This is a genomic window from Photobacterium rosenbergii (assembly GCF_033022775.1).
GTDB classification, from domain to species: Bacteria; Pseudomonadota; Gammaproteobacteria; order Enterobacterales; family Vibrionaceae; genus Photobacterium; species Photobacterium rosenbergii_A.
Genome location: NZ_JAWJZI010000007.1, coordinates 60,028 through 79,942 on the forward strand (window position 1 = coordinate 60,028; position 19,915 = coordinate 79,942).

Here is a 19,915-nt window from a genome sequence, read left to right on the forward strand (position 1 = left end):
TCTATTTTAAGGTCTTGAGGAGAGGCGGATTATCCCGCCTCTTGCTGCTCGGGATGCGATTGAGAACTCAACGGCACTTCCGCACTGACCTCATTTTCCAACTGCTGGAGATGTTCACCCACTTGCTGCAGCTGGTACATCTGCCGGTAGTGGCCCCCCTGTTGCAACAGCGAATGGTGTCTGCCCCGCTCAACCACTTCCCCGCGATGCAAAACCAATATTTCATCCGCCTCAATCACCGTCGATAAACGGTGTGCAATCACCACCACACTCATGTCCTGACGCAAGTTATTCAATGCCTGCTGGATATGCTGTTCGGTGCCGGAGTCAATATTGGCTGTTGCCTCATCGAGGATCAGTATTTTCGGTTTGCAGTACCAGACCCTTGCTAATGCCAACAACTGCTTCTGGCCCGCAGAGAGATTGACCGCTCCACTTCCCAATTCAGTATCCAACCCATTGTCATAGCGACGGATTTGTTCGGCCAAACCAACAGCTTCCAGCGCTTGCCAGATGTTTTGATCTATCTCTTGTGGTGCCTCCAACGTATTCGATTGACCATGAGGTGATCGGCCCAACGAAATATTGTCCCGCACCGTGCCGCTTAGGATATGCGGATCTTGCTGAACCAACGCCACACCCGATCGCAGTACCTCATGGGACAGGCTATGAAGCGGCCTGCCATCAAGTGAAATCTGCCCTTTCGATACGGGATAAAAGCCCATCATCAGCGACGCCAGGGTACTCTTGCCACTTCCGGTATGTCCGACCAAAGCCAAGAACCCACGGTGGGGCATCATCACGTTGATCCCCTGAAGGATAGGCTGCTTACCGTCGTAGCTAAAATCAACTTGATGACATTCGAGCTGGCCTGAGGCTAACGGCAAACCGTCGTCACCATATTGCTGTTGCTCGGCATCAATAAAGCCAAAAATACGCTCACTGGCGACCAGTGCCTGCTGCAATAACGACAGTTGCTGGGTCATTTCGATCAGGGGTTCGGTAACCCGGCCCAAATAGCTGATGAAGGCATACAGCACCCCGACCCCGATAAGCTCAACACCACTCACGCCAAACAGCGCAACCAACGACAGCAACGCCACGCCAGACAAAAAATCAATCAACGGTCGCAGCATAAAGCCATTTAATTTAATCACACTGCCCTGGGCCGCCAAATGGCTCGCAGTCAGCTCGGAGAACTGGTTGTAAAACGCTTTTTCCTGCCGCATCAGTTGGATCAAGCTCATACCCTGAATGGATTCACTCATCGAGGCATTGATGTCAGCCAGCAGATCTCGCATTTTCCGGTAGGCGTCCGAACTGTATCGCTGGTAAAACACCATGATAGCCACCACAATTGGCAACAAGACCAGCGCAACTAACGTCAGACGCCAACTCAGCAGCGACATAGCCACCAGCATCACCAGAATGAACACCACATTCTTGAGCACCGTCCCAATCACATGGACGTAAAAGTCCCTCAGCGATTCGGTATCATTGGTGATCCTCGAAATCAGTTTCCCCGATGGCATATAGTCAAATGCCGACAGCGGTTGGTTAATGATCCGCTCAAAGAGCTGTTTACGCACCGTTTGCACAACATCGATGGCGAGCTCATAAAACCGAATCGCCATCAGGTAACGAAACCAAGCCGTTGCTATCGTCAAACCAATATAGGCCGCCGCCAGCGTGACCAGTTCAACGGCCGGAAAACTATCCTTGGCAATGTTGTTATCGATAAAATAATGGATCAGCCAAGGACCGGAAACATCCGCAATGGATGCCAAAAACAAAAAACCCAGCGCCACTGATAACTGCTTTTTGTCTGACAGTGCATACTTCAGCAGCCGGGTGAAAACAGACAGCTTAATGGTCTCCTTTTCCATTATGCGTCCTCCATCGCTTGTTCTAATTTCTGGTAGCGATACATCTCCGCATACCAATTATCCTGTGCCAGCAAGCTGGCGTGATCGCCCTGCTCACTGATCCTGCCTTGGTGGAAAACCAACGTCATATCGGCTTCTTCCAGCGCTGTTAAGCGGTGGGCGATCACAATCACCGTACAATTTTCCTGGCGACGTAGGTTCTGCAAAATATGATGCTCGGTCTTACCATCAACTGCTGACAGAGCGTCGTCCAGCACCAAGATTTCAGCATCCAGCAACAAGGCCCGAGCTATGGCAATACGCTGCTTCTGCCCTCCCGATAAGGTGATCCCCTTCTCCCCCACCAAGGTTTGATATCCTTCGGGAAACTGCATGATATCGTCATCGATACAAGCAGCTTTGGCGGCCGAGCGGATCTCGTCCATGCTGGCGTTGGGCTTGCCCAAGGCGATGTTGTCGGCTATGGAGCGAGAGAATAAGAATGGCGACTGGCTGACAACCGCAAATCGGCTGCGCCACTGCGATAGCACAGCCTGCCTGAGTTCAATATCACCATAATGGATATGACCGTGTTCAAGCTCTTGCTGTCGCAGCAAGAGTGCCAGTAACGTCGACTTGCCACTACCAATGGGCCCGGCAATCCCCAGCATGCTACCGCTGTTCAGCGTAAAGTGAACATCAGCCAGTGCAGGCTGCTCCTGGCCAGTCCAAGCAAAAGTCTCTATCGCCACCTTGAGCGGTTGGTTGGTGTTGTCCAGCGGCACTTCACCACTGACAATATCTGGTTTCTCGTCAAAGATATGCGCCAAGCGATCCCATGCGGCAGAGCCTCGTTCGAGAATATTAAACAGCCACGCCATCGCCAACATCGGCCAAATCATCAGGCCCTGATAAAGCACGAAGGCTGTCAGATCGCCAAGTGATAACCGTTGTTCACTGATCAAATACGCGCCGCCAGCAACGCTGAGGAAAAACGACATGCCGATGGCAATTTGGATCACTGGGTCAAACTTGGCATCGACGCGGGCAACAGCCAAGTTTTTATCACCTACATCATCGACCACATCGGAGAAATCTTTTTGCTGACGACTTTCCAGCCCAAAGGCCCGGATCATCCGGACACCATTGAGACTTTCCTGGGTTCTGTCCGTCAATGTCGAAAACGCAGCTTGGGACAACGAAAAGCGGCTGTGCAATTGGCGGCCAAGAAAGAACACCACGATAGCCATCAAAGGCATCGGCAACAAGGCCAATATTGTCAGCTCCCAGCTAATAAACGTGGTCATGACAAACAGTACCGCGACCCCGGTAATGAGCGAGTCCGCCGCGGTCAGAACCCCTTCACCGGCCGTCATGACCACGGCATTGACATCGTTGGTCGAGCGCGCCATCAAATCACCGGTTTTATAGCGCTCGAAGAAGGAAGGCGAATGAGAAGAAAAATGGCGATACAGGCGATTGCGCAGTACGGTCCCCAGCTCTACCGCCGCACCGAACAACCAACAGCGCCAGATAATTCGCAGGAAATAAACAATAAGCCAAATCGCAGCCAAGCCCAGAAGCCAGCCCAGCATGGATTCGGCTGACATCGTCCCGCTGACCACACCGTCAACAACCCAGCCAATTGCCTTGGGAGGAACCAACTCAAACAGCGAGACCAAGACCAGAATGCCAATGGCACCGCCGTAACGGCGCCATTCCTGGCGAAAATACCATTTGAGTTGCCAGAACACCTGCATAATCATCTCCTCCCTGCCATGTTAAGCCTTTGTTGCAAGTGATATTATGCTGATAGTTAAGCTTTTGTTTCAATAACTTATATTCTCCTGGCTGCAATTTGATATTTCATCCTGATTTTCATGCAATTGCATATCAAACGACTGAAATCGTGGCAGTTAGTCGCAATTTTCGGGCGCAAAATATTACACCGGCAAGGCCGTGGTGTACTTCAGTGGCTCCATCGCAAAAGTCGACGTCACGTTGGTCAGCCCCTCGATGCTATTCACCAGCTTTTTATAGAACTGATCAAAAGCGGACATATCGGCCACCTGCACCTTCATCATGTAGTCGTACTCACCGGCCATGCGGTAGAACTCCATCACTTCCGGGAAATCGGACACCGTCCCAACGAACTTGTGGTACCACTCTTTGGAGTGGTTGCTGGTTTTGATTTGAACGAACGCGGTAAATGACAAACCGAGCTTTACCGGATCGAGCAAGGCAACCCGCTGGCGTAAGATACCGCTTTCTTCAAGGCGCTTGAGGCGCTTCCAGCAAGGCGTTGTCGTAAGGTTCACCGCTTCTGCCAACTCCGCCAAGGCCAGCGTGCCGTCTTGTTGCAGTAATCGTAGTAGCGTTCTATCTGTTTTATCGAGCTCAGCCAATTTGTTTCACCTGAAATATAGCGTTTAGAATAATTTTCTCCATTTTATGCGATAAAGAGTAAATTTGATAAAGATTTTTCCTGCCCTTAGTCATACATTACTTACATAATATGTATACCTAGTAATGCAGCCACACAGTAAAAGGAGCGACCATGAGCCACGACCCACAATGGATCCATACAGCGATCCGCAAAATTGAAGCCGACTTTCAGCGCTCAGCCGATACCCACCTGATCAAGCTGGATATCCCGTCGCTGGACGGCATTGATATCTACCTAAAAGATGAAAGCACCCATCCAACAGGTAGCCTCAAGCATCGTCTGGCCCGCTCGCTGTTCCTGTTTGCCCTGTGTAATGGCTGGATTGGTAAAGATACCCCGATCATCGAGTCTTCATCAGGCAGTACTGCCGTATCGGAAGCCTACTTCGCCCGACTGCTAGGTCTGCCGTTCATTGCCGTGATGCCGCGCAGTACCGCCCGCAAGAAAATCGAGCAAATCGAGTTTTACGGCGGACGGGCGCACTTGGTCGGCAGCACGAGCGAAATCTATGACGAGTCGCGCCGCCTGGCACAGGAGCTCAATGGCCATTACATGGATCAGTTCACCTACGCCGAACGTGCAACCGACTGGCGCGGGAATAATAATATCGCCAACAGCATCTTCGACCAGATGAAGCTCGAGCAGCACCCTATCCCCCGCTGGATCGTCATGAGCCCGGGAACCGGTGGAACCTCTGCCACCATCGGCCGCTACATTCGCTACCAGATGCACAGCACCAAGCTGTGTGTGGTTGATCCGGAAAACTCGGTCTTCCACCAGTACTACAAAACCCGCGATACATCGCTGACCAGCGAATGCGGCAGCCGGATCGAAGGTATCGGCCGCCCGCGGGTTGAGCCTAGCTTTATCCCGGATGTGATCGACGAGATGCGGACGATCCCGGATGCGGCCAGTATTGCCACCGTGCATTGGCTAGAAAAGCTACTTGGCCGCAAGGTAGGAGCATCGACCGGTACCAACCTGTACGGTGTATTGCAACTGGCAAGCGAGATGAAGGCCCGTGGCGAGTCCGGTTCGATTGTCACCTTGCTGTGCGACAGCGGCGAGCGCTACCTCGACACCTATTTCAACCAGGACTGGGTAACAGACAACATCAGTGATTTCGGCTGCTACCTCAACCAGCTCGAGCAGTTCGAGCAAACCGGCCTGCTAGGCTAACTCCCCCAATCCGCCCAGGCCCTCGCCTCTGCGGTGGCGGCTTTTGCGCTGCTTTGTGCCTCCGGTTTTGCCGCTGGGCTTTAATTTCTGGGCTTTTCTCTTTCCGGCCGCTGCGGTAGCATGAGCCTGCCAATAGAGAACCTGCTGTTGGCCTACCCTTATGACAATAGGGGTAGTCCCTACCGACTGTTTTTCGGTACGACAACAACATAGGAAATTATTCATGCGCAAAGCCGTAGTTGTTTTTAGTGGCGGCCAAGACTCCACGACCTGCCTGATCCAGGCCATGGCCCATTATGATGAAGTACACTGTATTACGTTCGATTATGGCCAGCGCCATAAGTTGGAGATCGAAGTCGCTGAGTCGGTCTGCAAAGAACTGGGTGTCGCTGCACATAAGGTAATGGACGTAGGCTTGCTCAACGAACTGGCGATCAGCTCGCTGACCCGCGACAATATCCCAGTCTCTCACGAGTTGCAGGAAAATGGCCTGCCGAACTCGTTTGTTCCTGGCCGCAACATTCTATTCCTGACCCTTGCGGGTATCTATGCTTACCAGATTGGTGCCGAAGCGGTGATCACCGGAGTATGCGAAACCGACTTTTCCGGTTACCCGGACTGCCGTGACGAATTCGTCAAATCGCTGAACCAATCGCTGGTACTAGGTATGGATCGGGCGCTGAAGATTGAAACCCCGCTGATGTGGCTCAACAAGGCCGAAACCTGGGCACTGGCCGATCAATACGGTAAGCTAGATTTCGTGCGCGAGAAGACCCTGACCTGCTACAACGGTATTATCGGCGATGGTTGTGGCGACTGCCCATCTTGTGATCTGCGCAAGGCAGGCCTGGATGATTACCATGCCAACCAAGATGCGATCATGGCCGAACTAAAAGCCAAGCAGCAGGCGGGTGCCGCTTAACAGCTTTCAACAATCACACATAAAAAAACCGAAGCTAGTGCTTCGGTTTTTATTTGATTCGAATCGCTAATCAATCGCGGTACAGCGCAAACTCATCAGCACACTCAAGCAGCTGCTCGCGGGTCATCATGAATACACCATGGCCGCCGTTTTCGAACTCGATCCAGGTAAACGGAATATGCGGGTACTGCTCTTCCATATGGATCATCGAGTTGCCTACTTCACAGATCAGCACACCGTTTTCTTTCAGGTAGTCAGGGGCATTTGCCAAGATACGGCGGACCAGCTTCAGGCCATCGGTACCTGCAGCAAGACCAAGCTCTGGCTCGTGGCGGAACTCATCCGGCAGGCTGTCCATGTCTTCCTGATCCACATACGGTGGGTTGGTCACGATCAGGTCGTATTGGTCTTTCGGCACATCGCGCAGCAGATCAGAGCGCAGCGGGATCACCTGCTGCTCAAGACCGTGGTCCTGGATATTCTGCTCGGCAACCGCCAGGGCATCGGTTGAGATATCAACGATATCAACTTCCGCTTCCGGGAACGCATGGGCACAGGCAATACCGATACAGCCAGAGCCGGTGCACAAGTCCATGATACGGGTCGGGCGCTCTTGCAGGAACGGTTCGAAGAAGTTTTCGATCAGCTCACCGATTGGCGAACGTGGCACAAGTACGCGTTCGTCGACAAAGAATTCCATACCACAGAAGTAGGCTTTGTTAGTCAGGTAAGCAACCGGGGTGCGTTCCTTGATACGGCGGATCACGCGCTCAACAATACGGTGGCGCTCGCTGCTGGTCAGGCGTGAGTGACGTACTTCTGATGGCACATCAAGGGGTAAGTACAGAGTTGGTAGCACAAGCTGAACCGCTTCGTCCCACGCATTGTCTGTACCATGACCATAAAAAAGACCGGCAGCATTGAAACGGCTAACCGTCCAACGTAGCATGTCCTGCAATGTATGAAGTTCGTTGACGGCTTCGTCGACAAAAATCTTATCCAAAATAGCCTCCGAATGGCGCTACAATACCGCTATAAAGTTGTTGGAATTTCACTATGAGCAAAAAAGATACTAACCTGGACGATGATCTGATGCTCTTCCAGGAAGCGGTTAAGGGCGTAAAAAAGATCACTAATGATACCATAATCACGCCCCGCCGACAGGGTCCAAAGACTGATAAACCAAAAGTCTCGGCAAAAGAAACACAAAATCACGAGTTTTACTTCTCTGACGAGTTCGAGCCCCACCTCAGCGAGACCGGCCCGACCCAATATGCGCGCACTGGCGTGTCCAAGTATGAGGTGAAAAAGCTGCGCCGTGGGGTCTATGTCCCCGATATGTACCTGGACATGCACGGGATGACCCAGAAAGAGGCCAAACGCGAGTTGGCAGCAATGATTGCAGCCTGCATCAAGGAAAAAGTGTCCTGCTGCTGTGTGATGCACGGGATCGGCAAACACATCCTCAAGCAAAAAGCACCGATGTGGCTGGCACAGCATCCTGACGTGATGGCTTTCCACCAAGCGCCGCTGGAGTTCGGCGGTGACGGTGCCCTGTTGGTATTGCTGGATATTCCGGAAAGATAAACAGGGCAATGGGCTACTGACTCTTTCTCCACTAGCCCAAAGCCGTCTCCTACCACCTAGTAGACAAAGCGTGCTAGCGAGCCCACATTGATAACCTGGCCTTCCACAAGGAGGGTCACTTCCCCGCTATCACAAATATTCATCCGTGTTTTCACCGCCTGCTCACTGTAATAGTGTTCACAGACTCCGTTTCGGGCACTGTCGATACGAGAGAAAATAGTGATCCCTCCCGGATTGAACAGGCTTTGCGGCGAAGCAAATGTCAGGGTGCTCCCCGACGCCGAAATATGCATATCTTCAGTGATACCATTGGCCCACTTAATGGCGCCATTGGCATTAATGCTAGGGGCTGGCGGCATTTGCACGCATCCAGCAAGCAGTGCGACACCCATCGCTAGTGATAACTTTGCTTTCATCAAAACGTCTTTGAATTCAAGAGGATTAAAGAATACATCGGCACCACCCGGAAAAACCTTAGGATTTTTCCTAACGTATTCCGGGGATATCTGAACTAGCCTTCAGGGTTGGCGTGCCACAGCAGGTCGCCACTGTCGCTATCTGGCTGGTAATCTATCGCAGCAATGGAAGAGGTAATGAACATTGGTGGCTGCAGGCCGGGGACCATTTCGGCAGTCAGATAGCCCACCAAAGGCAAGTGCGAGACGATCAGCAGGTTTTCCGGCTGCTCGATACCGATCACCGCTTTAAGGTAAGCAGCCACATCTTCGGCATCACCGTAAGGGGTAATCTCATCAACGGTCATCAGGCGTTTAGGCTCAGGCAAATGCGATGCCATTGATTGCCATGTCTGCTGTGCTCGCAGGTAAGGGCTCACCCAGACCATATCCAGATCGTTGTCGAACTGGCCGGCAAGTTGCAATGCCATTTGCTCAGAAAGGGAGGCCCCTCTGTCGGTCAGTGGGCGTTCTGCATCACTGGCTGCAAAGTGCTGGGCTTCACCATGACGCATAATATAAATTCGCATAATTTATCCAATTTCACAGTCTGATACCCGATCACACACCTATTTATAATTACTGTCAGTGATTAGTGATCGATCAAACTCAGGCTTACTTACCGACTTCTCACCATCAGAAAAGACGTACTTCAAGCTATGCTAGCAAGTAAACCCAGCAGAAAACAGAGATCCCGCTCACCCTGTTCGAGGTTCCGTGACCGCCGTTAGAAATCGATTCGCTAAGCTTTTGTTTCTTGGCAAATAAACATGGGTTAAATTTGCCACCCTTTCTAATGAGCGTCATAATTAGTTTAATTTCCTTTGAATAATAGGCTCTTCCTGTGCATACAAGTCCGAATGACCCTAAGCAGTATCGTTACCTCACCCTGCCCAATGGATTGAAGGTACTGCTGGTACATGATGCTGAAGCCCCCCGCTCAGCGGCTGCACTGTCGGTAAAGGTTGGCCACTTTGACGATCCTATTGACCGTCAGGGCATGGCGCATTTTCTCGAGCACATGCTGTTTCTCGGCACCGAAAAATACCCGCGCGTGGGTGAATTCCAAACCTTTATCAACCAAAGTGGCGGCAGCAACAATGCCTGGACTGGGACCGAGAACACCACCTACTTCTTTGAGGTAAGTCCCCATGCTTTCGGTGAGGGCCTCGATCGCTTCGGCCAATTTTTTACCGCACCGCTATTCAATGAAGAGGCTGTCGACAAAGAGCGCAATGCGGTTGATTCTGAGTACAAGCTGAAGCTTAAAGACGATGTACGCCGCCTGTACCAAGTTCACAAGGAAACCATCAACCCCGAGCACCCATTTTCCAAATTCTCGGTCGGTGATCTCTCTACGCTGGAAGACCGTAATGACAACTCGGTCCGTGACGAGCTGCTCACCTTCTACCAGACCCATTACTGCGCCAGTCTGATGGGGCTTGTTCTGCTTGGTCCTCAGTCGTTGGAAGAGTTGGATGCCTACGCCCAAACCTTCTTCCGTGATATTCCCAATACCGGGAACAAGAAAGCGGAGATTGCCGTCCCTTTGGTATCGGACAACGAGAAAGCCAAGTTCATTACTATCGATCCGATCAAGGAAGTGCGTAAACTCACGCTTTCATTCACCCTACCGGCAGTTGATCAGTACTATCGCGAGAAGCCCCTTTCATACATTGCCCACCTTCTGGGTAACGAGGGCAGTGGTAGCCTGATGTCATTGTTGAAATCAAGAGGCTTTATCAATACCTTGGCGGCTGGCGGAGGTGTCAGCGGCAGCAACTTCCGGGAGTTTACCGTCGGCCTCAACCTCACCCCAAAAGGGCTGGATAACGTCGACGAGATAGTCAAAACCGTTTTCCAATACATCGAGCTGATCCGCCAACAAGGATTGGATAAGTGGCGCTTCGACGAGAAAAAATCCGTACTGGACATGGCATTTCGCTACCAGGAGAAAAACCGCCCGCTCGATACGGTCAGCTACTTGGTGATGAACCTACTGCACTATGCGCCTGACGATATCATCTATGGCGACTACATGATGGCCAACTACGACGAGGCGCTCATTGCCTCCTTCCTGGATAAGCTGACACCGCAGAATATGCGACTGGTGCTGGTTGCCCAAGGTCAGGACAACGACAAGGTCGCCCGGTGGTACCACACGCCTTATGGCGTCAGGCCGTTTACCGAACAGCAATTGGCTACCTGGCAGGCACCGGGGGCAGAGCCGGAACTCACTCTTCCAGAACAGAACCCTTACCTGTGCGAAAGGCCCGATCCGTTGCCGCTCGCAGAGGGTGCCGAACAGCCCCCCCAGCTGCTCCAGGACCTGCCGGGATTCCGCCTGTGGTATAAGCAAGAGCATGAATTCCGGGTCCCGAAAGGGATTGTCTATGTGGCTATCGACAGCCCACATGCCGTCAATTCGCCTCGTAATATCGTCAAGACCCGGCTGTGCGTTGAGATGCTGCTCGATGCTATCAATGAAACGGCCTATCCGGCAGAGATTGCGGGGATGTCATATAACCTTTATGCCCACCAGGGCGGCGTCACATTGCAGTTATCTGGCTTCAGTGAAAAGCAGCCTCTGCTGCTCAAGCTGCTATTAGATCGCTTTGCCAATCGCGATTTCAATCCTGAACGTTTCAGGAACATCAAGGCCCAGATGCTGAGAAACTGGCGCAATGCGGCTCAGGACAAGCCAATATCCCAGCTGTTCAACGCCTTAACCGGGGTATTGCAACCTAACAACCCACCTTACCCGGTTTTGCTTGAGGCATTAGAAAGTATTGAGGTAGACGAGCTGCCCGCCTTTGTCGAAGCGATGTTCGCCGAGCTACATATCGATACTTTCGTCTATGGTAACTGGCTCAAAGAGGATGCCATTTCCCTTGCAGAAACCCTCAAAGATGCCTTCCGAGTAACCGACCAGCTCTACGGCGAATCACAAAGGCCTCTGGTTCGATTGGGCAACTCAGGTACCCTGAGCCACGAAATTAGCTGCGACCACGCTGACTCGGCCTTGCTGATGTACTATCAGTCGCGTGAAACAACACCAAGAAAGATAGCCATTTACACCTTGGCCAATCATTTGATGTCGACCACATTTTTCCATGAACTCCGCACGCGACAGCAGCTCGGTTACATGGTGGGTACCGCAAATCTACCGCTCAATCGCCATCCTGGATTGATCCTGTACATCCAGTCACCGGTTGCCGCTCCGACCCAGTTGCTCGAGGCCATCGATGAATTTACCAATGACTTCGCCCTGGTTCTACTTGAACTCAACGAAGCCCAGTGGCAAGCCAGCAAACAAGGGTTAATAGCGCAAATTTCAGAACCCGATACCAACCTGCGCGCCCGCGCCCAGCGCTTCTGGGTCAGCATCGGCAACAAGGATAACGAGTTCAACCAGCGGCAAAAAGTCATCGAAGCCTTGACTGAGCTCAGCCGCGCCGACATGGTAAGGTTTATTGTCGACATCGTTAAGCCGCGCACATCGAATCGCATTGTCATGCACAGCCAGGGGCAAGCTCACAGCAATTTAGAGCCACTTCATATCGGAACGTCTATTGGTTCTATCGATGAGTTCCAGAAAGAGGCTTACTGAATTTACGGCTTGAGTCTAAACACCCCAAAAAAACCCGGCCTGGCCGGGTTTTCTTTATTTACAACAAGTTAAAGCCAAACTTTATACAAGTTTTCTATTTTTTATAGTTTTTTACCACCGTGGTGATATTGAAAAAATAATTCTCAGAACTAATCAGTAGCAGAGTAGTGAACCATTCAACATTATCGGTCGTCTTATAGATATGTGTTACAGGTATAGGCTTCTACATGCTTACAGTAGCACCCCATCCATTTTGTTAGAAAAATCGAGGAGTAGGTTTACCATGAGCCAGCACTGCCCACATTGCCAACAGACAATAACCAGTCCTTCGTTAAGCAGCTACGAAGACTTTTTTGCCTGTCCGCACTGCCATAGTGCCCTTGCTCACCATGAAGCCGATATCTTGCTGTATGCTTTGGCATTCATTATCACCATGACAACTCCGCTTGTCACCTTGGTCGGAATGAACGTTCTTATCGCAATGTCCATCACCATGCTGGCTTATCATTTCCTCCGCCCAGCTTTGTTTGAACCGCGTTTCCGACTGCGCATTGTCAAATTCTTCCCGGAGCAATAACACAGGCAAAGAAAGCAATCGCGCAAACAAAGAAAAGCCAGTCACGGTTGCAACTGGCTTTGATAACATCGGTGATTTGACCTCAAGCGATAGAACTAGTCTGTGTAGTAACTCTGATCAGCCTCAGCCATGTCAATCAACGCCTGGCACGGTTTGAACCGCTCGCCATATTTATCCGCATGCTCGGTCAACAACTCAACCACACGCTTGATACCGAGCTGATCCATATAGCGGAACGGACCGCCTAGGAACGGCGGGAAGCCAATTCCGAAAATCGCACCGATATCGCCATCGCGTGCAGAACGCACCACACCTTCATCCAAGCAGCGAGCGGCTTCATTGAGCATCATCAGCGTACAGCGCATAGCAATCGCCTCGGCATCGGCTTTCTTCTCAGGATCGAGTCCCAACAGCTTATAGACGCTCTTGTCGACCGCCTTTTTCTTGCTGTTGTACAGGTAGAAGCCTTTACCGGTTTTGCGTCCTTTACGGCCATCATTGAGCAGCTTGTCGAACACATCCGGCCCCTGGAAACGTTCACCCAGCTCACCCACCAATACCGGCATGATCTTCGCGCCGATATCAACGCCAACTTCATCCAGCAAGGTGATCGGCCCCACCGGGAAACCAAAATCAAGCAATGCGGCATCAAGGTGCTCTATCGGCTCTCCAGCCAATAGCACCTGAGCTGCTTCGTTCATGTAAGGCGCCAGAATACGGTTAACGTAGAAACCGGCTTTGTCACCGACCACAATTGGCGTTTTGCCTTGCTTTTTCGCCAGCGCGACCACTGTCGCCACGGTTTCCTCGGACGTCCCGTCATGCGGGATCACCTCTACCAACGGCATTTTCTCTACCGGGCTGAAATAATGCAGGCCAACTACGTTTTCAGGGCGTTCAGCAGCTTCAGCGATTTGGTGGATCGGCAGTGAGGAGGTATTGGTTGCAAAGATTGTCTCAGGCTTGGCATTGGCCTCGATCTCCTTGACCATCAGGTGCTTCAGGCCCAAGTCCTCAAATACCGCTTCAATCACCACATCCATGCGATCAAATGCGGTATAGTCGATACCGCCAGCAATGCTTTGCATCTGCTTTTGTAATTCCGCTTTGCTGATGATGCGGCGCTTACGCTTTTTATCCAACAACTTATAGTTGTAAGACATCGCATTGAGGATGCCATCGTTATTGATGTCCTTGATACGGACCGGGTAGCCCGCCTTGCTCGCGGTCACATGGCTGATCCCGCCGCCCATCAGGCCACCGCCTAGCACACCGACATGCCCGATCTTGCGTGGCTCTGCCTCCGAGCCGGACTCCTTTTTCATTGCGGTAGTAGCAAAGAAGATGCTGCGCAATGCTGCTGATTCCGACGTCATTACCAGCTCACCAAACAGTTTCGCCTCACGGGCCAAGCCTTTGGTCATGCCGTTTTGCAGGCCATATTTGATCACATCCAAAATGGCATCAGCTGCCGGGTAATTGCCGCGGGTTTTATCATGGGTTTTCTTGGTGGCCTGATCGAACACCAAAGAGCGCCCGAGAGAGTTCCCCCCCATTGCACGGTCTTGCAATGAAAGCTGGCGTTTAGGTTTAGGTTTCAGGGCTTGCTTCTCGGCAACATCCAGCAAGATACTCAGCGGTACGGCTTCATCAACCACACCGAGCTTCTTGGCTTTTTTGGCACGCAGTTGCTTACCGGTCAGGATCATATCCAGCGCACCCGCGACGCCAATCAGGCGAGGCAAACGCTGAGTTCCGCCCGAGCCCGGCAGCAAACCAAGCTGTACTTCCGGCAAACCGAGGCGGGTCTTGTCATCGTCAGAACATACACGGCTATGACAAGCCAAAGCCAACTCCAAGCCACCGCCCAGACACGGGCCATGGATAGCAGCAACAGTATGGAAAGGCAAGTTTTCCAGCTCGGCAAACAGCTTCTGCCCTTGCTCGGCCAGCGAGGCGGCTTCCTCGGCCGTGGTACAGGCTGCCAGCATACGGATATCGGCACCGGCAACAAAGTTATCCGGCTTGCCCGAATAAACCACCATACCTTTTATATCGGTCTTACCCTTAAGCTCTTCAAGCACCTTACTGACTTGCTCGCCGAACTGTGCCTGCAGGGTATTCATCTTCTCGTTGGGCACATCGATTTTAAGCCAAGCTACGCCGTTATCAGCGTACGACAATGTGAATGCAGATTGTTGTTCAGTCATTATTCGGCCTCCAAAATCATTGCGGCACCAAGGCCACCAGCAGCACAGGCAGTATTCAACGCTAATCCACCACCACGGCGCTGTAGCTCCCTCAAGGTCTGGGTGATCATCCGTGCACCGGTTGCGGCAAACGGGTGACCGTAGGCAATCGAACCACCGAGGACATTGAACTTATCCATATCGATTTCGCCAATGGCTTCGCTGCGACCGAGTTTTTCCTTGGCAAACTGCGTCGAGCCGAACATCTTCACATTCGATAACGCCTGAGCTGCAAAGGCTTCGTGCATGTCGATCAGGGTCAGGTCACGCAAAGTGACGCCCGCACGATCCAGTGCTATCGGGGTGGCGTAGGATGGTCCCATCAACATATCTTGCTCGACACCAATTGCCGAAAATGCGTAGGAGCGGATATAACCCAAAGGTTTCAGGCCAAGCTCTTTCGCCCTGCCCTCGCGCATCAACAACAACGCGGCAGCCCCATCGGTTAGCGGGGTTGAGTTCGCAGCCGTCACCGAGCCGAACTTACGATCGAAGGCCGGACGCAACTTGGCGTAGGACTCAAGGGTGGAGTCTTCTCGAATGTTGTTATCTTTATCGATCCACTGGCGGTAAGGTTCCGGGAAAGCAGTGATCACTTCATCTTGGATCAAACCATCACGCCAGGCCTGCGCTGCCAGGGTGTGCGAGCGATGCGCCAGCGCATCTTGCTCTTGGCGGGTAATGCCGTGGCTCTTTGCCATCTGCTCGGCGGTTTGGCCCATGCTCAAGCCTGTTGAATATTCGGCAACCGCTGGCGGTACCGGCATCAGATCTTTCACGCTGAGCTTGCTGAGCAGTTTTAAACGCTTGCTCATGGTTTTGGCCTTGCTCAGCGCCAGCAATGTCGCAGCAAGATGCTTGGATACACCAATAGGTAGCACCGACGATGAATCCGCACCGCCCGCAATACCAATATCAATGGTGCCCGATATAATGCTTTCCGCCACATTGGCGGCAGCCTGGAAGCTGGTCGCACAGGCACGGGTAACACTGTACGCGTCAGTGCCAATATCCATACCAGTACCCAGCACAATTTCACGGGCAATATTCGGCGCTTCCGGCATCTGTACCACCTGGCCAAATACCACTTGGTCGATCAGCTTGGGATCGATGTCCACCTGCTGGAGCATTTCACTGACAACCATTTTCCCCATGTCCAGTGCCGGAACACCGTCAAAGGCGGTTGACTGGCGGGCAAAGGGGGTACGTAATCCACTTACAACGGCGATGCGCTCACCCTGTGACGTCGTGAGCTTTTGGAGACGTGTCATCGCTACTCCTTATTAATATGTCGGGTATGGGGAATCTTGCCCCAGGATCTACTTTAGAGGTCTGACCACAACAATTGTAATGCAGTTGTTACCAGAATCAAACAAATGTTTAAAAAGTGGGATCTCTATGGCAACAGATGCAGTGTAGGAATTTATCAGCGCGGAAAAACAGCGTCATAAGGAAAATTTGACGGCAAGTGAAAAACTTAGCTATCAATAAAGACAGATGTGAATTGGATGCGGGTCAGTTTGCTAAGATAAAAAAAAACCATACCGAAACGGTATGGTTGTAATTTACACGGAAAGCAATCCATGTAAGGTATAAGTCAATTAACATAAAGCCAATTGCAAATCAGGCAAGCCTGATAGGAGAAAGTAAAGTCAGCCTTCAAAAGGAAGTTGTCATCTTGCTCAACAGATATTGAACCCTGTTACCGTACAAAATCCACTGTACGAGTCGCAAAGCTCAGTATCAGATGACGTTGACTACTATAACTTGCTCACCAAGACACAATTTGAACCAGATCAATTTTAATGCGGATTATTGGATGAATCAGCGGAACATTGTCGTTTTATCGCAAATTTAGCGACAAGGTTCGGCATGAAACGGACACTTTTATGATTAAGTCATTTTTTCGAAAGAAAAAGCCTGATGCCTCGGTCTCTGTGGATATGAATAAGCAAAGACGATACGAAGCCCTTGTAAGGGCCTGGCATCGGGATCTCTACCGCTACGCATACTGGCTGTGCCACGACCCCCATATCGCGGAGGACTTGGTTCAGGAAACCTGTTTGCGGGCATGGCGCTCCCTCGATAGCCTTCAAGATGATAAAGCCGCCAAATCATGGTTGATTACGATCCTACGCCGGGAGAATGCCCGACGCTTCGAGCGTAAGCAGCTCGACTTGGTTGATATCGATGACTATGCCATTGCAGATACTCAGCAAAATGGCAATGAAAGTGACTTGGAGCAACAAATGCTACGCAAGCAGATAATGAAACTGGCTCCGGAATACAGGGAACCGTTAGTATTGCAGGTGATGGCAGGATTTAGTGGGGATGAAATTGCCGATATCCTCGGCCTCAACCGCAATACCGTGATGACGCGCTTGTTCCGCGCCAGAAACCAACTCAAAGAGCAACTCGAACAGCACACCGATCGGAGGGGGCAGCAAAATGGATGATCTAGAATTCCGACGCCGACTCTTGGCTGATCCTTTTGACAACAGCCAAGACATGGCTGAAGCGCGTAATGCGTCTATTACTAACCGCAAACTATCCGACGAGCTACAACAGCTCGACAGTAAATTAGAGCAGGCCATGAAAGTGGATGTACCAGACGATCTGGCCGACCGTATCCTATTCCATCAATCAGGCCAATCAAGCTCAAAAAGCTGGAAGCCACGAGCATTAATCGCGATGGCAGCCTCCGTGGCCTTTGTCTTCGGCATCTTTGTCGGGCAATTCAATCAAGAGGTGGGGCCTGATAACCATCATTTGGAAATCGCACAGATCGCGATGGATCATGTTAAACATGAAGCTGGGTTTGTGGCCAATATCGATGAATCTGTGAGTCTGAGCCAGGTTAATGCCAAGCTGACACCGTTTGGTTCAAGCTTCAATGAAGTGCCTGGACATATCTATTACATTAACCATTGCGGCTTTGGCGACAAGTTTGCCCTGCACATGGTCATGGGGACGCCCGAGGGAAAAGTCACGGTCTTTGTGGTACCGGAGCAACAGTCATCAGACATGACCCAGTTTGAGGGGACGGACATGCAAGGTGTTGTCATGCCAGTACAAAACGCCAGCCTTGTCATTGTTGGTGACAAAGGACAAGACGTGTCCCCCGTAGCCAAAAGCCTCAGCAATAAGTTGAATTGGGAAATATAACACTTTCTTACATTTCACAACCCAAGGCCGTAAAAGCATAATTTATCTCAATGCTTTTATGGCTTTTTATATGGCATAAGCATACCAATTGTAAAATGTTAGCTCCGTTGCATATTTTAACTTTTTTGCTCCCTCCTCCTACCAATTTTACCATACACTCGTTAGCTGATTGTTAACCCAGCAATAACAATCAAGAGGTTGCCAACTGGTCTGATTTGATCAAACCCCAACCAACCATACAATCTTGCGAAATCTGCACAAAGAGGCAGATAAAAAAGTTATATATAAAAAATTAGGAATAACTATAAATATGAACAAGAAGCGTCTGTTTACAAAGTCACTGGTTGCGGTTGCGATCACGATGGCTTCTCAGCAAGCAATGGCGGCTGGCTTCCAGCTGAACGCACAATCTGCAACGGGCCTTGGCCGTGCATTCGCCGGTGATGCGGTTATCGCCGATAACGCATCTGCAATGGCACGTAACGCCGCTGCGATGTCTCTGTTTGATGCACCGGCTATTTCTCTTGGTCTCAATGCCGTTGATACGGATATCGAAGTTAAAAACATCACCTATGCTGGCCTAACTACTGGCGGTCAACCAACAGATCTACCTACTCAGTCTATTGGTGATGTGTCACCGGTTCCTAACATCTATTACATCCACCCAATCAATGATCAGTGGACGCTAGGTGGCGGTATTTATTCGAACTTCGGCACAAAAACTGAGTTCAGTAATGACTTTGCTGCTAACGAATACGGCGGCCTGACTGATGTGAAAAGCATCAACTTTGCGCTAGCGGCGTCTTACCGCTTCAACGAGCAATGGAGTGTTGGTGGTGGCCTGGACATCATCTACGGTTCAGGAGAGCTAAAGCGCTCTAATGCTCTAGTCTCCCCAGCTCCTGGTGGTGCACTTGTTGATGTTGATGCTGATGGTGTTGGCTTCGGTTGGAACATCGGTACCGTTTACGAGCTGAACGAAAACCACCGTTTCGGCCTTTCTTACCGCTACAGCCCTGAGCTAGAAGTCGATGGTGACATGTTCTACGCAGGTGCGAAAAGCGGCAACCCTGATATTAGCGGTGATAAACTTAAGATTGCCCTACCAGATATGGCTGAGTTCTCTGGTTACCACCGCTTGAACCAGCAGTTCGCGGTTCACTATAGCGTACAGTGGATTGGTTGGAGCGCATTTGAAGATCTGAAAACCACAGGTGGCGATGTACTGAATACTTACGAGTGGCAGGATGGCTGGCACTACGCCATCGGTGGTACTTACTACCTGAACAACGACTGGACCCTGCGTGCCGGTTACATGCACGATACCAGTGCTCAAGACAAGCGCACATCAATCTCAGTGCCAGACTCAGATCGTAACTGGTTCTCGGGCGGTTTCACCTACCACATCGACAGCAAGTCTAACATCGATGTGGGTGTAACTTACCTTCTAGGTGAAGATGTCGATGTTGTAGAGAACAGCTCAGGCTTTAGCCAGGTTACTGCAACAACCCGCGCAAACGCATGGCTATACGGTATCCAGTACAGCCGTTCGTTCTAAGTCAGCGAACATCATTTCTATGCTTTAACAAAAGGAGCCTGATGGCTCCTTTTTTGTATCTGCTCTAAGCAACTGTTCTTAAATCCCTATTTCCTGCCATCACCAACGTTCTCATAAACATCGCTAATTTGAGTGTACAACCCGTCGCTCAAACGCACCCATTCAGACACATATGTACGCTGAAAACTCATCAGACCAGAAGGTATCGAGCAACTATTACCAGATAAAAAACCAAGAAGTTTAATTAATGTGAAATTTTCATCCTATTGAGTGTTTCAGCACAAGAAAAACTTAAAGCTATT

General features: G+C 51.0%; 16 protein-coding genes. 8 read left to right on the plus strand and 8 right to left on the minus strand.

The window, feature by feature from the left end; translation table 11 throughout:
• Positions 1–29: 29 nt before the first annotated feature.
• The 3 genes from R2X38_RS17055 to R2X38_RS17065 all read right to left on the minus strand — a co-directional run bounded on the left by R2X38_RS17055 (position 30) and on the right by R2X38_RS17065 (position 4,270).
• Positions 30–1,886: an ABC transporter transmembrane domain-containing protein gene (locus tag R2X38_RS17055; protein ID WP_317523528.1), complete on the minus strand. Its 1,857-nt coding sequence runs from the start codon at positions 1,884–1,886 to the stop codon at positions 30–32.
• Positions 1,886–3,625: an ABC transporter transmembrane domain-containing protein gene (locus R2X38_RS17060; protein ID WP_317523529.1), complete on the minus strand. Its 1,740-nt coding sequence runs from the start codon at positions 3,623–3,625 to the stop codon at positions 1,886–1,888. Before R2X38_RS17060 ends, R2X38_RS17055 begins: the two co-directional genes overlap by 1 nt.
• A gap of 183 nt (positions 3,626–3,808) precedes the next feature.
• Positions 3,809–4,270, minus strand: coding sequence for an Lrp/AsnC family transcriptional regulator (locus tag R2X38_RS17065; protein ID WP_317523530.1), 462 nt, complete (start codon positions 4,268–4,270; stop codon positions 3,809–3,811).
• A 152-nt stretch (positions 4,271–4,422) separates the two neighbouring features.
• Here R2X38_RS17065 and R2X38_RS17070 point away from each other — a divergent pair, with 152 nt between their 5' ends.
• Both R2X38_RS17070 and queC read left to right on the plus strand, forming a co-directional pair.
• Positions 4,423–5,490: a PLP-dependent cysteine synthase family protein gene (locus R2X38_RS17070; protein WP_317523531.1), complete on the plus strand. Its 1,068-nt coding sequence runs from the start codon at positions 4,423–4,425 to the stop codon at positions 5,488–5,490.
• A gap of 223 nt (positions 5,491–5,713) precedes the next feature.
• Complete coding sequence (gene queC / locus R2X38_RS17075) at positions 5,714–6,412, plus strand: 7-cyano-7-deazaguanine synthase QueC (protein ID WP_317523532.1); 699 nt, start codon at positions 5,714–5,716, stop codon at positions 6,410–6,412.
• 70 nt (positions 6,413–6,482) lie between these two features.
• On the opposite strand, the gene prmB is transcribed toward queC, so the two are convergent.
• Complete coding sequence (gene prmB, locus R2X38_RS17080; protein ID WP_317523533.1) at positions 6,483–7,415, minus strand: 50S ribosomal protein L3 N(5)-glutamine methyltransferase; 933 nt, start codon at positions 7,413–7,415, stop codon at positions 6,483–6,485.
• 53 nt (positions 7,416–7,468) lie between these two features.
• Here prmB and smrB point away from each other — a divergent pair, with 53 nt between their 5' ends.
• Positions 7,469–7,999 carry an endonuclease SmrB gene (gene smrB / locus R2X38_RS17085; RefSeq protein ID WP_317523534.1) on the plus strand — a complete coding sequence of 177 codons (531 nt, stop codon included), beginning with the start codon at positions 7,469–7,471 and terminating at the stop codon, positions 7,997–7,999.
• A gap of 56 nt (positions 8,000–8,055) precedes the next feature.
• Here the strand turns inward: smrB and R2X38_RS17090 are convergent, their stop codons facing one another.
• Together R2X38_RS17090 and sixA are read right to left on the minus strand one after the other, a co-directional pair.
• Positions 8,056–8,415 carry a hypothetical protein gene (locus R2X38_RS17090; RefSeq protein WP_317523535.1) on the minus strand — a complete coding sequence of 120 codons (360 nt, stop codon included), beginning with the start codon at positions 8,413–8,415 and terminating at the stop codon, positions 8,056–8,058.
• 95 nt (positions 8,416–8,510) lie between these two features.
• Positions 8,511–8,984: a phosphohistidine phosphatase SixA gene (gene sixA / locus R2X38_RS17095; protein ID WP_317523536.1), complete on the minus strand. Its 474-nt coding sequence runs from the start codon at positions 8,982–8,984 to the stop codon at positions 8,511–8,513.
• Between the two features lie 314 nt (positions 8,985–9,298).
• Between sixA and R2X38_RS17100 the strand changes: the two genes are divergently transcribed.
• Both R2X38_RS17100 and R2X38_RS17105 read left to right on the plus strand, forming a co-directional pair.
• Complete coding sequence (locus R2X38_RS17100) at positions 9,299–12,064, plus strand: insulinase family protein (protein WP_317523537.1); 2,766 nt, start codon at positions 9,299–9,301, stop codon at positions 12,062–12,064.
• A gap of 283 nt (positions 12,065–12,347) precedes the next feature.
• Positions 12,348–12,641, plus strand: coding sequence for a hypothetical protein (locus tag R2X38_RS17105; protein ID WP_317523538.1), 294 nt, complete (start codon positions 12,348–12,350; stop codon positions 12,639–12,641).
• Between the two features lie 95 nt (positions 12,642–12,736).
• Here R2X38_RS17105 and fadJ read toward each other — a convergent pair whose 3' ends face one another.
• Together fadJ and fadI are read right to left on the minus strand one after the other, a co-directional pair.
• Complete coding sequence (gene fadJ / locus R2X38_RS17110) at positions 12,737–14,851, minus strand: fatty acid oxidation complex subunit alpha FadJ (protein WP_317523539.1); 2,115 nt, start codon at positions 14,849–14,851, stop codon at positions 12,737–12,739.
• Positions 14,851–16,161: an acetyl-CoA C-acyltransferase FadI gene (gene fadI / locus R2X38_RS17115; RefSeq protein ID WP_317523540.1), complete on the minus strand. Its 1,311-nt coding sequence runs from the start codon at positions 16,159–16,161 to the stop codon at positions 14,851–14,853. Before fadI ends, fadJ begins: the two co-directional genes overlap by 1 nt.
• 618 nt (positions 16,162–16,779) lie before the next feature.
• On the opposite strand from fadI, the gene R2X38_RS17120 reads away from it, so the two are divergent.
• The 3 genes from R2X38_RS17120 (at position 16,780) to R2X38_RS17130 (ending at position 19,613) form a co-directional block, all read left to right on the plus strand.
• Positions 16,780–17,346, plus strand: a complete 567-nt coding sequence (locus tag R2X38_RS17120) for a sigma-70 family RNA polymerase sigma factor (RefSeq protein ID WP_317523541.1) — start codon at positions 16,780–16,782, stop codon at positions 17,344–17,346.
• A complete protein-coding gene (locus R2X38_RS17125; RefSeq protein WP_317523542.1) occupies positions 17,339–18,055 on the plus strand; it encodes a DUF3379 domain-containing protein in 717 nt (238 codons plus the stop codon). The genes R2X38_RS17120 and R2X38_RS17125 overlap by 8 nt, the downstream gene beginning before the upstream one ends.
• Before the next feature lie 310 nt (positions 18,056–18,365).
• Positions 18,366–19,613, plus strand: coding sequence for an outer membrane protein transport protein (locus R2X38_RS17130; RefSeq protein ID WP_317523543.1), 1,248 nt, complete (start codon positions 18,366–18,368; stop codon positions 19,611–19,613).
• The last annotated feature ends 302 nt before the right edge of the window (positions 19,614–19,915 follow it).